The sequence below is a fragment of the Kitasatospora sp. GP82 genome, from assembly GCF_029892105.1.
Lineage (GTDB): Bacteria > Actinomycetota > Actinomycetes > Streptomycetales > Streptomycetaceae > Kitasatospora.
This window is the reverse complement of sequence record NZ_JARZAJ010000027.1, coordinates 64,381-79,212: the sequence shown is the minus strand read 5'-3', so window position 1 is coordinate 79,212 and position 14,832 is coordinate 64,381. Positions and strand designations below refer to the sequence as shown.

Annotated in this window: 13 protein-coding genes; 10 read left to right on the top strand and 3 right to left on the bottom strand. The window is 71.5% G+C overall.

Annotated elements, in window-relative coordinates:
• The first annotated feature begins 377 nt into the window (after positions 1-377).
• The 8 genes from P3T39_RS25660 to P3T39_RS25625 all read left to right on the top strand — a co-directional run bounded on the left by P3T39_RS25660 (position 378) and on the right by P3T39_RS25625 (position 9,180).
• Positions 378-1,589, top strand: a complete 1,212-nt coding sequence (locus P3T39_RS25660; RefSeq protein WP_280701306.1) for an ROK family protein — start codon at positions 378-380, stop codon at positions 1,587-1,589.
• A gap of 300 nt (positions 1,590-1,889) precedes the next feature.
• Positions 1,890-3,203, top strand: coding sequence for a 3-keto-5-aminohexanoate cleavage protein (locus P3T39_RS25655; RefSeq protein WP_280701305.1), 1,314 nt, complete (start codon positions 1,890-1,892; stop codon positions 3,201-3,203).
• Entirely contained in the window at positions 3,200-4,471 is a 1,272-nt protein-coding gene (locus P3T39_RS25650) for an MFS transporter (RefSeq protein WP_280701304.1), read from the top strand. Before P3T39_RS25655 ends, P3T39_RS25650 begins: the two co-directional genes overlap by 4 nt.
• Positions 4,472-4,475: 4 nt before the next feature.
• Positions 4,476-4,799, top strand: a complete 324-nt coding sequence (fdxA, locus tag P3T39_RS25645) for a ferredoxin (protein WP_280701303.1) — start codon at positions 4,476-4,478, stop codon at positions 4,797-4,799.
• Positions 4,800-4,803: 4 nt separating this feature from the next.
• Positions 4,804-6,024, top strand: a complete 1,221-nt coding sequence (locus P3T39_RS25640) for an Nramp family divalent metal transporter (RefSeq protein ID WP_280701302.1) — start codon at positions 4,804-4,806, stop codon at positions 6,022-6,024.
• Between the two features lie 73 nt (positions 6,025-6,097).
• Entirely contained in the window at positions 6,098-6,994 is an 897-nt protein-coding gene (locus P3T39_RS25635) for a PhzF family phenazine biosynthesis isomerase (RefSeq protein WP_280701301.1), read from the top strand.
• Positions 6,995-7,258: 264 nt separating this feature from the next.
• The gene (locus tag P3T39_RS25630; protein ID WP_280701300.1) at positions 7,259-8,515 is read left to right on the top strand and encodes a sensor histidine kinase; all 1,257 of its coding nucleotides are present in this window, start codon (positions 7,259-7,261) and stop codon (positions 8,513-8,515) included.
• Positions 8,512-9,180, top strand: a complete 669-nt coding sequence (locus tag P3T39_RS25625) for a response regulator transcription factor (RefSeq protein ID WP_280701299.1) — start codon at positions 8,512-8,514, stop codon at positions 9,178-9,180. The genes P3T39_RS25630 and P3T39_RS25625 overlap by 4 nt, the downstream gene beginning before the upstream one ends.
• An 80-nt stretch (positions 9,181-9,260) precedes the next feature.
• On the opposite strand, the gene P3T39_RS25620 is transcribed toward P3T39_RS25625, so the two are convergent.
• Positions 9,261-9,641, bottom strand: coding sequence for a VOC family protein (locus P3T39_RS25620; protein WP_280701298.1), 381 nt, complete (start codon positions 9,639-9,641; stop codon positions 9,261-9,263).
• Between the two features lie 213 nt (positions 9,642-9,854).
• Here P3T39_RS25620 and P3T39_RS25615 point away from each other — a divergent pair, with 213 nt between their 5' ends.
• Both P3T39_RS25615 and P3T39_RS25610 read left to right on the top strand, forming a co-directional pair.
• Positions 9,855-10,136: an SHOCT domain-containing protein gene (locus P3T39_RS25615; RefSeq protein ID WP_280701297.1), complete on the top strand. Its 282-nt coding sequence runs from the start codon at positions 9,855-9,857 to the stop codon at positions 10,134-10,136.
• A 189-nt stretch (positions 10,137-10,325) separates the two neighbouring features.
• A complete protein-coding gene (locus tag P3T39_RS25610; RefSeq protein WP_280701296.1) occupies positions 10,326-11,429 on the top strand; it encodes a PLP-dependent cysteine synthase family protein in 1,104 nt (367 codons plus the stop codon).
• 78 nt (positions 11,430-11,507) lie between these two features.
• Here the strand turns inward: P3T39_RS25610 and P3T39_RS25605 are convergent, their stop codons facing one another.
• Together P3T39_RS25605 and P3T39_RS25600 are read right to left on the bottom strand one after the other, a co-directional pair.
• Positions 11,508-12,308 (bottom strand): DeoR/GlpR family DNA-binding transcription regulator, encoded by an 801-nt coding sequence (locus P3T39_RS25605; protein WP_280701295.1) that lies wholly within the window; start codon positions 12,306-12,308, stop codon positions 11,508-11,510.
• Positions 12,309-12,354: 46 nt separating this feature from the next.
• A complete protein-coding gene (locus P3T39_RS25600; protein WP_280701294.1) occupies positions 12,355-14,763 on the bottom strand; it encodes a right-handed parallel beta-helix repeat-containing protein in 2,409 nt (802 codons plus the stop codon).
• Positions 14,764-14,832 lie beyond the last annotated feature (69 nt).

Here is a 14,832-nt window from a genome sequence, read left to right as displayed (position 1 = left end):
CGGCACAAAGTCAGAATAGGGGAGTGCCGCACACACCAACAAGTCCGAATCCGCCCGGTGGAGCCCAGGGCCGCCCCGGCGGCGACCGGGAAGAAGCCGCCCAGGGGAGGCAGGCCGACCGGGAGACTCCGAGGAGCGCCGGAGCCGCCCAGCGCCCGACCACGGCTGCGCGCCACGCGACGCCGGACACGCGCCCGCTCGCGGCGTCGGAGCCAGGCCCGCCTGCGACGCCTGCCCCGCACCGGCGCGACCGACCAGCCGAGCGCCCGCGCAACGCGTCGGCCGAGCGCCCGCGCAACCTGACCGAGCAACCGCGCAACGCTCCGACCGAGCGCCCGCGCGCCGCAGCGGTCGAACGCCGGCCCGGGGCAGGCGATGTGCGCCGGAGCGCGCCTGACCGGGGTCGCACCCTGCTGGGCCCGGCCCTCGCGCTGATCCACACGGGCCGGGCGCCCACCCGGTCCGCGCTCACCAGCGCCCTCGACGTCACCCGCGCCACCGCAGGCGCGGTGAGCGGAGAACTGGAGGCGCTCGGCCTGATCACCGTCGACTCCAGCCCGGCGGGCGGCGGACGAGGCCGTCCCTCGCACCGGCTGGCCATCGACCCGGCGGGCCCGGTGGTGATCGCCGCGCAGATCCACGCGGACGGACTCAGCGTGGCACTGGCCGGTCTGGGCGGGCGACTTGAGCAGCCGGTCCATCTGCCGCTGCCCGGCGCGACCGACCCGGTGCGGCTGCTGCGGGCGGTCGCCCGGACCGGGGCCGAACTCGCCCGGGCGTCGAGCCGCCGCTGCCTGGGCTCCGCGCTCGCGCTGCCCAATCCGGTGACCGAGCCGGACGGCACCGCGCTGGCCGCGCTGCACTTCGCCTGGCCGAGCGGTACGCCGGTCGCCGATCTGTTCGCCGAGCAGATGCGCAAGGCCGACCTCGGCCCCGGTGTCCCGCGTCCCTTCCCCAGCGCGGTCGCCAACGACGCCAACCTGGCCGCCCTCGCCGAGCACCGCCACGGCGCGGGGCGCGGCGCCCGGCACCTGCTACTGGTCACCTCGGGCCACCGGGGCGTCGGCGGGGCGCTGGTCATCGATGGTCGCCTGCACACCGGCAGCGCCGGACTGGCCCTGGAGGTCGGCCATCTGACGGTGGATCCGCAGGGCAGGCCGTGCCAGTGCGGCAACCGGGGCTGCCTCAACGCGGAGACCGATCCGGACGCCCTGTTCGCCGCCGCAGGTCGCACCCCGGATCCGGAGCGCCCGCTGTTCGCCCAGGCCCGCGAGCTGGCCGGGTCGGCCGCCGAGGACCCGGACGCCCTCGCCGCCGTCGAACGCGTGGTGGACCGCCTCGGCCTCGGACTCGCCGGGATGGTCAACATCCTCAATCCCGACCGCATCGTGCTCAGCGGCCTGCACCGCGACCTGCTCGCCGCCGCACCGGAGCGCCTCGCCTCGGTGGTCGCGGACCGCTGCCTCTGGGGGCGCAGCGGCCGAGTGCCGATCGTCCCCGCCGAGGTCGGCCATGCGGGCCTGGTCGGCGCGGCCGAACTCGCCTGGGAGCCGTACCTGCACGATCCTCAGGCGGTCGCGGCCTCCTGACGGCCGTTCCGGCGGGCGAAGGAGAGCCGGGGTCGGCGTTTCTGCCGCTGACGGATGCATCGCGGTGACGCCACGTCAGCCCTGGACGGGCCCCCGACCTGCCGTCCGTGATATCTGTGATCTCTGTCACCTCGTCCACGCAGCGCTACAGGGGTCGCCTGCCCGAGGCTCTCTTTCTGGAGTGCGGTGACGCTGCGTGAAATGATAACTGATCATTCCGCTTTGTATCAAAATTATCATATTGCCAGTTCGTTGCCATCGGTTAGGGTTGTGATCGTTCGAGCGATCCGAGAATGACCCATGCCGTTTTACAGGGGGCGGACGTTGAAAAAATTGATCATCGGCTGCGCTTCGACGGGGGCCAAATTCACCCCGAACAACCACCGGCTGACCGGAGACGTGGTCCTGGACAGTATCTGCACCGGCGCCACTATAAGGACATCGGCGCGGGCGTCGATTGCCGAGGCCGAAGCGCTCTATGGAATGGGATGCCGGTACTACCACTACCATGCCAGAAATCCCCTGACGCACGAACAGACCACCGACAACGAGATCTACCAGGAGATCAGCCGGGGTGTGCAGCGCCGCTGCAGCGACATGCTGATCAGCTTCGGTGCCAGCCGGAACGGAAATGAGGTCCGCGAGCGAATCCTCCGCTTCGGAGAATGGGAACGCGTCAGCCAGTGCGCTGTTCCGCTGCACCTGGGCGGCGCGCATTTCGTCACCATTCAGGCCGCCGTCGAGCTTCAGGTGATCTGCGAGCTAGAACGGCAGCTGAGCCGGCCGTTAAGCCTCGACTACATCTCCGCTCCGGATTTCCTGGAGGCGGTCGAGGGCTATGAGCCGTCCGGTCTCGTCCAGGACGCCCAATTGGAAACCCATTCGACGAGCAAGGGTTCGGATTACGGCAAGACCTCGCCGCTGGTCCAGTACCAGGTCTATCGGAACGCCGTTCAGGCCCGGCAGCGGCTCGGCCTGTTCCACGAGGTGGAGTGGGTGCAGCTGCTCCGGAGCTTCGCCATGACCCGCTACGCGATCGAGCACCCGGCCATTCGCCTGGGCAGTTCCGGGCAGCTGAACATCACACTGCTCTTCGGCTTCTCGCCGCGGCTGCCGTTCCCGGAGAGCTACGCCGAGTTCAGGAACGTCGTCGAGGCGGCGAAGAGCCTGGAGTACGACCTGGGTGAGCCCGGGGTGAAGAAGCGTCAGGTCACCATCACCGTGGGTGCGGCCGTACTGCCGCAGCAGGCCTCCCAGCACTTCAAGCCGCTGGACGTCGGGCCGCGCCGCGGTACGCCCGTCCCGGCGCTGCGCCGCCTCGCGGCGTACGCCGCCCAGCCGGACAGCCAGGTCGACATCCTGCGGGTCGGTATGGAGGACACGCCCTACGCGGTCGACGGAGAGGGGCGGGTGCAACTCTCCGACAATCTCCAACTGCTCAGCCACGCCCTGGAGGAGCTGGATGTCAACGGCGCCGGAGTCGAGCTCGACCATGACGTGATCTTCGAGCGGATGGGCCTGCGGAAGGTCCAGGGCGAACTGCTGTCCGCGCAGCGGCAGCGTCCCCTCGGCGAGGCCGTGGACAGTCCGGCGACGCCGGTGCTGGTCGGATGAGCTCGGCTGCACTCGCCGGCCGCTTCTCCGGGTACCGCTGGGTCATCCTGGCCATCGCGACCTTCGCCCAGGCCAGCGCCTGCTTCTTCGTCCAGGGGATCGGGGCGATCAGCGGCTTTCTGCAGCGGGATCTGCAGCTGAGTACGAGTCAGGTCGGCCTGCTCGTCTCGGCGGCCCAGCTCGTTCCGCTCGTCGGGCTGCTGGTGGCCGGCGAGCTGCTGGACCGCTACAGCGAACGCTGGGTGGTGGGAATCGGCACCCTGGCGGTGGCTCTGGCGCTCCTCGCGGGGAGCCTGGCGACCGGGTACCTGTCCCTCCTGCTGTTCCTGATCGTCGTCGGCGCGGGGTACAGCACCGCGCAGCCCGGCGGCAGCAAGTCGGTGGCCACCTGGTTCGCCGCGTCCCAGCGCGGATTCGCGATGGGGATCCGGCAGGCGGGCCTGCCGCTCGGCGGAGCACTCGCCGCCGCGCTGCTGCCCTATCTGGCGGACCACCTGGGCTGGCGCTCGTCCCTCGCCACCGGCGGGCTGGTGGCGCTGCTGGGGGCCGGCGTGTTCATGGGCTTCTACCGCACGCCGGAATCGCAGGTGCCCGAACCGGCGACCGCGCCCGTCGGAAAGGCGTCCGGCAGGTCGCTCAGGGCGGAGCTGGGCTCACGTCTCGCGATGATCCGCGAGCCCTCGATGCTGAACATCGTGCTGTCCGGCACGAGCCTGATCGCCGTGCAGTACGGAATTCTGGTCCTCACCGAGCTCTACCTGCATGACAAGGCGTCGATGAGGATCGAGCAGGGTGCGCTGTATCTGCTCGTCGCGCAGTGCGCCGGCATCGCCGGGCGAATTTCCCTCGCCGCCTGGAGCGACCGTTGCAAGTCCGGACGCTATGTCCCCGTCCTGGTCTGTATGAGCGCGGTGGTGCTCGGACTCGTCGGGCTGATGACCGTTCCACTGCATTCCGCGCTCGCGGTAGGCGGACTGTTCGCGTGGCTCGGATTCTTCGGGTTCGGCTGGTACGGCCCGTGGGTGACGTACGTGGCGGAGTCCGCGGCATCGGGGAAGTCCGGATTCGCGCTCGGGTTCGCGATGGCCGTGAACCAGATCGCGGTCATCCTCACTCCGCCGGCCCTGGGCTTTCTCAAGGACCTCACCCACAGCTACACGCCGGGCTGGAGCGTACTGGCCGCCATGACCCTGGTCGCTCTGGTCACAACCACCTGGAAAGCACGGGCAATCCGCCGTACGGAAGCCTCAACACGGATGAGAGGGTGAGCAAGTGGCTTACGTGATCGCCGAGCCTTGCGTGGACGTGCTCGACAAGGCATGTGTCGACGAATGCCCCGTGGACTGCATATACGAGGGCGATCGGATGATGTACATCCAGCCGGACGAGTGCGTGGACTGCGCCGCCTGTGAATTCGCCTGCCCGGTGCAGGCCGTCTACCACGAGGACGACGTGCCCGAGAAGTGGTCGGCCTACACCGAGGCCGGTGCGGAGTTCTTCGCCGGGCTCGGCTCGCCCGGGGGAGCGATGACCGTCGGCAGGATCGGCCGTGATGTCGGACCGGCGGTCGGCCTGCCGGAACGAGAAGCGCGATAGCCCGGTGACGACAGCTGTCGCGGGCTTCCGGGCCCTGACCCTGGTGCGGCTGGCGGGTCCCGCGTTCGTGGCGGCCGTCGCCTATGTGGACCCGGGCAATGTGGCCACCAACTTCGCCGCCGGCGCACGCTATGGCTACCTGCTCGTCTGGGTCCTGGTCGGCGCCAACCTCACGGCTCTGCTCGTGCAGTACCTGTCCGCCAAGCTCACGATCGCCACCGGCCTCACCCTGCCAGAGATGTGTGCACGGCGCTTCGGCAGGCCGGCGAGACTGCTGCTGTGGGCCCAGGCGGAGATCGTCGCCATGGCGACCGACCTCGCCGAGGTCGTGGGCGGAGCCGCGGCACTCAACCTGCTCTTCGGCGTTCCCCTGCTGGCCGGAGGGGTGTTCACCGGGCTGGTGTCGTGGGTGGTGATCGTCGTGCAGTCGCGGAGCGGACAGCGGCCGTTCGAGGCCGTCGTCGTCGCTCTGCTGGCGGTGGTGTCCATCGGGTTCGTCTACGACGCCGTCGGCAGCGGAGCCTCCCTGGGCGGGATCGCCTCGGGGTTGGCCCCGCGGCTCGCCGGCGGGGACAGCCTGGTGCTCGCGTGCGGAATTTTCGGTGCGACCGTCATGCCGCACGCGATCTACCTGCACGGCGCGCTGGTCCGCGACCGGCACGGCGACACCCGGGGCCGCGAGTCGCGTCTGCTCGCCGCCACCCGGTTCGACGTGCTGGCAGCGATGGGCATCGCCGGGCTGGTGAATCTGGCCATGCTCGTCGTCGGTGCCGCCGCACTCACCCCAAAGGCCGGGGACTCGATGGCGTCCTCGTACGGCGAGTTGGCCGCCACGCTCGGTCAGGCGGCCGCGGCGTTCTTCGCCTTCGCGCTGCTGGCCTCCGGCTTCGCCTCGACGGCCGTGGGAACGTACGCCGGAGCGGTGATCCTCGAAGGCTTCCTGGGACGCGCGTTCCCGCTCGCCGGGCGACGCCTGATCACGCTGGTGCCGGCTCTGGTCGTGCTGGGTGCCGGCGTCGAACCCGGGCAGGCGCTGGTGATCTCGCAGGTCGTACTGAGCTTCGGCATTCCCTTCGCGCTCTGGCCCCTGGTGGCTTTCACCGGTCGGCGGAAGGTGATGGGCGCGCTGGCCAACCGCGCCGTCACCACCTGCTGCGCGGTGCTCGCCGCCTCGGCGTCCACGCTCTTCAACGGCGCCGCGCTGTGGTTCACCGCCATGGGCTGACGTCCCGCTTGCCGGAGCCGCACGTGCGCAGCGCCGCGGAATCAACCGGCGTGGGGCCGTGTTGCGTTCGGGTATGACGATCTCTGCAGAGGTGCTGCGATACGCCGCGTTCACCGTCGATCCCAACGGCGGCAACCCTGCCGGCGTGGTGCTCGACGCGACGGGCCTCGACGATGCCGCCCAGCTTGCCATCGCCGCCGAACTCGGCTACTCCGAGACGGCCTTCCTCACCCCTGGGTCTGAACGCTCCTACGCCGTCCGGTACTTCAGCCCCAAGGCCGAGGTGCCCTTCTGCGGGCACGCCACGGTGGCCTCCGCCGTGGCGCTGGCCGAGCGGATCGGCCCTGGCCGCGTGGTCTTCGAGACCGGGGCCGGGGCCGTTCCGGTCGAGGTGACCTCCGGCCCCGGCGGAGTGCTGGAGGCCACGCTGACCAGCGTCGAGCCGCATGTCGAGGCGATCACCGACGCGGATGTCGACGAGGCGCTCGCCGCACTCGGCTGGCGCCGCGCCGAACTCGACCCGACGCTGCCGCCCAGGATCGCGTACGCCGGCGCGCGGCATCTGGTCCTCGCGGCGGCGACCCGCCGTCGCCTCGCCGACCTGGCGTACGACTTCGGGCGGTTGGCCGACTTCATGACGGCACGTGACCTGACCACCCTTCAGCTGGTCTGGCGGGAGACGGCCGGCACCTTCCACGTCCGCGACCCGTTCCCGGTCGGTGGCGTCGTGGAGGACCCGGCCACCGGTGCCGCAGCCGCCGCCTTCGGCGCGTACCTGCGGGAACTCGGCGAGGCGGGCCCGACGGACGAGGCCGGCGAGCCGGGCGCCGCCGGGGTGACCGTGCTGACCCTGCACCAGGGCGACGACCTCGGCCGCCCCGGCCGCCTGCGGGTCGAGCTGCGCCCGGGCGATCCGAGGATCCGGGTCAGCGGCGCAGCGGTGCGCATCCCGGACACCGAGACGGCGTAGGCGGCACGGCTTTGCGAGCGAACGCAGGCGCCAGGGCCGGCGGGGCAACGCGCAGGCGCTGCGGGGGCGGCGCGTGGACATGTGCAGGGCGCGGGACCGGGGGGGGGGGGGGGTGCACGCCTGGCGCTGAGTTCCTCCGCCTGCGCCCCCGGAACGCCCCATGCGCTCAGGGCCAGGGCCCGCGTACGTACTACGGCGGGAGTAGGCACGCGCACCGCGTCAGGCTGACGTCCGACGGCGGGTCGCGCGGATAGCCTTCCCGGCATGACCGATGAACGCCCGCCCTGGCGCCCGCCGTGGGCTCGTACCGCGCGGGCGCCTTGGCCGGTGGCCTCCTCGGTGCTGGTGGCCTTCGTCCAGGTGGCCGGGACGAAGGGCGCCGCCGCCCACCAGAGCGGCCGGCCCGGACTGGACGCCTTCGGGTACCTGTTGCTGCTCCTCGGCCCGGCGCTGCTGCTGTTCCGCCGGCGCAGGCCGGCGGTGGTGGCGGGCGCCGTCTCCGCCGTCACCGTGGTCTACCTGATCGCCGGCTACCCGTACGGTCCGGTCTTCCTGAGCCCGGTGGTGGCCCTGTTCGTGGCCGTGCAGTGCGGGCACCGGCGGGCGGCGTGGCTGAGCGCGGCCGCCTTCTACACCGCGCACCTGCTGCTCTCCTACGTCGTGCCGGCCGGTGGGCAGCGCGGGCCGGTGCCCCGGCCCAGCTGGTGGTCGGAACTCGGGGTGGCGGCCTGGCTGTTGCTGATTCTGGCCGCCGCCGAGATCATGCGCTTCCGGCGGGAGCAGATCGCCGCACACCGGGCGGCCCGAGCCGAGGCGGAGCGCCGCCGGGCCGACGAGGAACGGCTGCGGATGGCCCGCGAGCTGCACGACATCCTCGCCCACAGCATCTCGCTGATCCACCTCCAGGCGGGCGTGGCCCTGGAACTCCTGGACAGCAGGCCCGAACAGGCCAGGACGGCGCTGGTGACGATCAAGGCCGCCAGCAAGGAGGCGCTGGGCGAGGTCCGTCAGGTGCTGGGCCGGCTGCGGGGGCCCGACGCAAGTGCGCCGCGCAGCCCGGCTCCTGGCCTGGCCCGGCTGGACGAGCTGGTCCGCCAGGCCGGTCACGCCGGCCTCACGGTGACCGTCCGGGCCGAGGGCACCCCGCGTCAGCTCTCCGCCGGTCTCGACCTGGCGGCCTTCCGGATCGTCCAGGAGGCGCTCACCAACGTGATCCGGCACTCGGCGGCCCGCGGTGCGGACGTCCTGCTGGACTGGCAGGCGCCCGAGGGCCTCGCCGTCCAGGTGGACGACCCGGGCCCGGCCGGGCGCGGCAACGACGCCGACGGCTCCGGCAGCGGACTGGTCGGGATGCGGGAGCGCGTCGCAGCCTTCGGCGGGACGCTGGAGACGGGGCCGCGAGCGGACGGCGGCTTCCGCGTCCACGCCTGGCTGCCGACCGGCGACGCGGGCCCGGGCGACAGCGCGCCCCCGGGCGACAGCGCGCGCCCGTCCGGCGGCGGGCAGGGAGGCGGGCGATGATCCGGGTGCTGCTGGCCGACGACCAGGTGCTGGTGCGCGCGGGGTTCCGGGCGCTGCTGGACGCCCAGCCCGACATCGAGGTGGTCGGCGAGGCGGACGACGGCGGGCAGGCCGTCGAGCTCACCTCCCGGCTCATGCCCGACGTCGTCCTGATGGACATCCGGATGCCCCGCCTGGACGGCCTGGAGGCCACCCGCCGGATCGGCGCCCAGACCTCGCTCGCTCACGTCAAGGTGGTGGTGCTGACCACCTTCGAACTCGACGAGTACGTCTTCGAGGCACTGCGCGCGGGCGCCGCCGGATTCCTGGTGAAGGACACCGAACCGGCGGACCTGCTGCGCGCCGTCCGGGTCGTCGCGGCCGGTGACGCACTGCTCTCGCCGGGCGTGACCCGCCGTCTGATCGGCGAGTTCGCCGCCCGCTCCAAGGCCCCGGCCCAGGCTGCGGCCGACCTGGCCAGGCTCACCGAGCGGGAGCGGGAGGTGCTCGCACTGGTCGGCATGGGCCTGTCCAACGAGGACATCGCCCGCCGCCTGGTGGTCAGCCCGCTCACCGCCAAGACCCATGTCAGCCGGGCCATGGTGAAACTGGGCGCCCGCGACCGGGCACAGCTGGTGGTGCTCGCGTACGAGACCGGCCTGGTCAGACCGGGCTGGCTCGGCTGACCCCACAGCCGCTGCCAGCCGAGAGGCTCCGCCAGTCGGCATTCGTCGGAGTCGGTTGCACTGTCCAGGGGCGCGATGCCCTATGGCGTCCTTTCCTCGGCCATGCAGAGGGTGTTCCCCTCGCTGTCCTTGAACCAGCCGCAGCGCATGCCCTCCGCTTCCGCGACGCCGTTGACGGTCTTGAGGCCCGGCAGGTCGTAGTCCTCGAAGACGACTCCGCGCGACCGCAGGTCGGCCATCTCGGCGTCGAGGTCGGAGACCTTCCAACTGGCCAGGGTGTGGGCGGCCTTCCCGCCGCTGGGTGTCCGATAGACCGAGAACAGGGTGCCGCCGCTCTCGAAGCGGACCTCCTCCTCGCTCTGGACCGCAAGCTTCAGGCCCAGGGTGTCGCGGTAGAAGTCCGTGGCCCGCTCAAGGTCGCTGGCCGGGATCACGGCGTAGACGGGGGCATCTGCCAACATCTCCACCACCTCCTCCCACCAGGCTAGGCACCCTCCGCTCCGGACGACACTCGTCGGCACTCGTCGGCTCCGAGCGGCCCGGCGGACGGCGCAGCCCCGTGCTACTTCCCCGGGAGTAGCACAACTACCGCTGCCGGTACGACGACCGGCAGCGGCTCCAGCGGGATGCTCGAACTGTCCCGGAACGTGAACCACCCCGAGGAGATGCCTTCGATGTCCACCATGCTGTACGCAATGCCGATCGCGGAATACCACCACTGGGCAGGCCCGTGGCTGCTGCTGGTCCCGCTGTTCTGGCTGGCCCTGATCTTCTTCGCCGTGGTGCTCCTGCGGCGTACGGTCCTGCGTCGTCACTGCGCCCCGTTCGGTGACAGCCCGCTCGCGGTGCTCGGCCGCCGCTACGCACAGGGCGAGATCGACGCCGACGAGTACCGGGCTCGGCGCGCGGTGCTCACCGAGCAGCACGAGGGCCGTGGCAAGCAGCCGAAACCGTAGGCGCCGAACGCCGAACCGGGAGTTGACGACGCCGGTCGGGCCCACGCCCGACCGGCGTCGCTGCTTGTGAGCTTCCGGCCCTGCGCTCGACAGCTGCGATAAGCGGAAGCTGGAGGAACTGCAACGATTACTTTTCGTAGTCGATTGTTACACTCGGTTGATTGAATCCGCAGAGCCGAGGAGACTGAAATGGCCGTCGAGACACTGGATGTCGACCGTTCGGACACCGAGTACCGGGCATGGCTGAAGGAGGCCGTCCGCAGGGTGCAGGCCGACGCCAACCGTTCCGCCGACACGCACCTGCTGCGTTTCCCGTTGCCCGAGGAGTGGGGCATCGACCTCTACCTGAAGGACGAGTCGACCCACCCGACCGGCAGTCTCAAGCACCGGCTGGCCAGATCGCTCTTCCTGCACGGACTCTGCAACGGCTGGATCAGACCGGGCAAGCCGGTGATCGAGGCGTCCAGCGGCTCGACCGCCGTCTCCGAGGCGTACTTCGCCAAGCTCATCGGTGTGCCGTTCATCGCGGTGATGGCCAAGACCACCAGCCAGGCCAAGATCGACCTGATCGAGTTCCACGGCGGCAGCTGCCATCTGGTGGGCAACCCGGCCGAGGTGTACGAGGTTTCGGCACGGCTCGCCGAGGAGACCGGCGGCCACTACATGGACCAGTTCACGTATGCCGAGCGGGCCACCGACTGGCGCGGCAACAACAACATCGCCGAGTCGATCTTCGCCCAACTCCGGCTGGAGCCGCACCCCGAGCCCGCCTGGATCGTCGCCACCGCGGGCACCGGTGGCACCTCCGCCACCATCGCCCGGTATGTGCACTACACCCTGCAGGACACCCGCATCTGCGTCGCCGACCCGGAGAACTCCTGTTTCTTCGAGGGCTGGGTCAACCACGACCAGTCCGCGACCTGCGAGAGCGGTTCACGGATCGAAGGGATCGGCCGCCCCCGGATGGAGCCCAGCTTCGTGCCAGGGGCCATCGACCGGATGATGAAGGTCCCCGACGCCGCCTCGATCGCCGCGATCCGGGTCCTGGAGCACCACCTCGGCAAGAAGGCCGGCGCCTCCACCGGCACGGGGCTGTGGAGCGCGCTGCGGATCGTCGCCGAGATGCGGGCGGCAGGAGAACACGGCAGCGTCGTCACCCTGATCTGCGACCCGGGCGACCGCTACCTCGACAAGTACTACTCCGACGCCTGGCTGGCCGGGCAGGGCATCGACATCGAGCCCTACCGGCAGGAGATGGAACGTTTCCTCAACGGAACCGGCCTCCTGGGCTGACAGCCCACCGTGCTCGCCCCCTGCCCGGAGCGGCCCGCAGGGCTCGTCGGCCACGTCGTCGACAACGGCGGTCAGGCGTCAGCTCGCCAGGACGAGTTCGCGGATGTGGTCGCGGGCGGTGGCGGCGGCTTCGGGCGGGAGGGCGGAGTCGGTGACCCAGGTGTCGACCTCGGTGAGGGCCGCGAAGGTGGAGAGGCCGACGACGCCCCACTTGGTGTGGTCGGCGACGGCGACGACGCGGCGGGCCGAGGCGACGAAGTTCCGGTTGGTCTCGGCCTCGGCGAGGTTGGGGGTGGAGAGACCGGCCTCGGGGGAGAGGCCGTGGGCGCCGAGGAAGAGCAGGTCGAAGTGGAGCGAGCGGATCGCCCGGTCGGCGATCGGGCCGACCAGGGCGTCGGAGGGGGTGCGCACGCCGCCGGTCAGGACGACGGTGGCACCGGGGGCGCCGTTCTGACGCTGCGCCCGCTCGAAGACGTCGGCGACCCGGACGGAGTTGGTGACCACCGTCAACTGCCCGATTTCGGTGAGGTGTTGGGCGAGGGCGTAGGTGGTGGTGCCGCCGGAGAGGGCGACCGCGCTGCCGGGAGTGACGAGTCCGGCGGCGGCCACCGCGATCCCCTCCTTGGCGGAGAGCTCAAGCGTGGACTTGGCCTCGAATCCCGGCTCGTGGGTGCGGGCCTCCTCGACCATCACCGCGCCGCCGTGCACCTTCTCGATCACGCCGCCCCTGGCCAGCGCGTCCAGGTCCCGACGGATCGTCATGTCGGAGACGTTCAGCTGCCGGGTCAGCTCGTTGACCCGGACACCGCCGCGCCGCCGCACCTCGTCGAGGATCAGCGCGCGCCGCTGCTCGGCCAGCAGGTTGCTGTTGTCGGTCACGTCCACAGGCTCCCGTCAAGTCGTCCCGGACCATCCTCGCAGATGGTCAGCAGGGCAGATCGGCCGGGACGAGGAGTTGGAGATCCTCGGTGGAGGCGTCCGGGAGCTGGGCGATGCGCATGGCATGGCGTTCGACCATGGTCTCGAAGACCTGCCGGGCGGTGCGGCCGTTGCCGAAGGAGGGACCGCGCTCCAGCGAGCCGAAGTGGTCGAGCAGCGCCGACTCGGTGGCCTCGGCCAGGGCGTACTCGTGTTCGGCGCACTGGGCGCGGGCGATCTGCAGCAGCTCGTCCGCCGAGTAGTCGGGGAAGGTGATGGTACGGGAGAAACGGGAGGAGACACCGGGGTTGGTGCCGAGGAAGCGCTCCATCTCGGCGGTGTATCCGGCCGCGATCACCACCACCTCGTCGCGGTGGTCCTCCATCAGCTTGACCAGGGTGTCGATCGCCTCCCGGCCGAAGTCCCTGGCGCCGTCCTCGGGCGCCAGTGCGTAGGCCTCGTCGATGAAGAGCACCCCGCCCCTGGCCCGGTCGAAGGCGGCCTGGGTGCGGATCGCGGTGGAGCCGATGTGCTCGCCGACCAGGTCGACCCGGGCGACCTCGACCAGGTGGCCCCGCTGGAGCACGCCCAGTGAGGCCAGGATCTCCCCGTAGAGGCGGGCCACCGTGGTCTTTCCGGTGCCCGGGGCGCCCGTGAAGACCAGGTGGCGGCGGAGCGAGGGGGCCTTGAGACCGGCCTGCCGGCGCCGTCGGCCGACCGAGATCAGGTCGATCAGGGTACGCACCTCCTGCTTGACGGTGGACAGGCCCACCAGGCTGTCGAGTTCGGCCAGCGCCTCGTCGGCCGGGCGGCAGTCGGGGATCGGCGAGATCTGCGCCGCCGAGGCGGCGGCCGCCAGCGGTGCGGCCAGGACGGCCTGGGCCGTGGACACGGCGGAGGCGGTGGAGACCTGCCCGGTGCGCGGCGAGGGCAGGTCGAAAGCGGCCGGTACGTCGTCGGAGACGCAGCCCTCGGTGATCGGCCCCGGCTCGGAGAACTCGAAGCCGGCCCGGCCGTTCTGCTCGGCCCGGCAGCGGGTCAGCACCGTACGGCAGCCGTCGATGACGTGGAATCCGAAGCCCTTGCCGTGCGAGACCCGGCAGTCCTCGAAACTGCCGCGCCCCTGCGCGGAGATGTACACGGCGGCGTCCACGCTGCCGCGTACGGTGCAGCCGCGCAGCTCGGGGTCGGCGCCCTTGGTGACGATCACGCCGGTGGCGACGTCGGAGATCTCACAGGCCGTCAGCCGCCCGCCGCTGCCGTGGTCACGGAACCACAGGCCGGTGGCCGCCTCCTGGATGCGGCAGTCGGCGAGGGTGACGGTGGCGCCGCTGCTGACCGAGACGGCCGAGCTGCGGATCCGGCTGAACGAGCAGTCCTTGGCGGTGGCGCGCGAGTCGCGGTCCAGGACGAACAGGGCGTCGGGCAGGTCGTGCAGCGCGCAGTCGGTGAGCGTGAGCTGGGCGCCGTCGCTGACCCAGACGGCGGGGTAGTCGCCGTCGCTGCTGTGGATCTCGCTGGCGAGCGCCTCGGCGTGGGTGCCCTGGTCCCAGATGGAGAGCGCGCCCCGGCCGAAGTCGCGGACGGTGCTGTGCTCCAGGACGAGCCGGGAGCGGCCGCGCAGGTCGGCGGCGTTCTCGGGGAGGTCGTGCACCCGGCAGCCGGTGAGGGTGAGTTCGGCCTCGGTGTCCAGGGTCAGGCCGTTGCCCGAGACCCGGTGGATGGTGCAGTCGGTGAGCCGGCCGACGGCCTGCGCCTCCGCCTGCACCCCGCTGCCCCGGATCTCGTAGATCTCGCAGTCCGTCAGCTCGGCGCCGCTGCCCTGGTCGGCGAGGACCAGACCGGCCCCGCTCGCGTGGTGCAGGCGGCAGCGTTCCAGCCGGGCGCTCGCGCCGCCGAGGACGGCGAGAGAGGCCTGCCCGGCCTCGGCGAGCTCGCTGTCCTCGATCACGGCGGTGGCCTGCGCGCGCAGCCTCACACCGAGGCCCGAGGGGTTGTGCACGGTGCAGCCCCGCAGGGTGGCGCTGGCCCGGTCGGCGATCTCGACGCCCACCGAGGACCTGGCCGCCACCCGGCAGTTGAGCAGCTCGGCGGCTGCCTCGGGGCCGGTGACCAGCACGGCGGGGACGGAGAGCTCGGCGCCCTCGATCACCAGATCGCGCACCGTCACGGCGGCCGTGACCAGCAGTGCGACCCCGCCGGGAGGGTCGATCCGGACGGTGCCCGGTCCCTCGGCGGCCAGGACGGTGACCGGCTTGTCGATCACCAGGCCCTCCCGGAAGGTACCGGGACGGACCGTCAGGGTGTCGCCGGGCTCGGCCACCTCCAGGGCCTCGCGGAGCGTCTCGTACTCTCCGGCGCGCCGCCGCCAGCGAGAGGCGCTGTCCTGCGTGACCCGGACCCTGTGCTCACCCATGACGATCCGTCATCCCACCTTCGTCGAACCTGCCCACCCCGTGCCCACGGTAGCGTGCCCGGCCCGGCT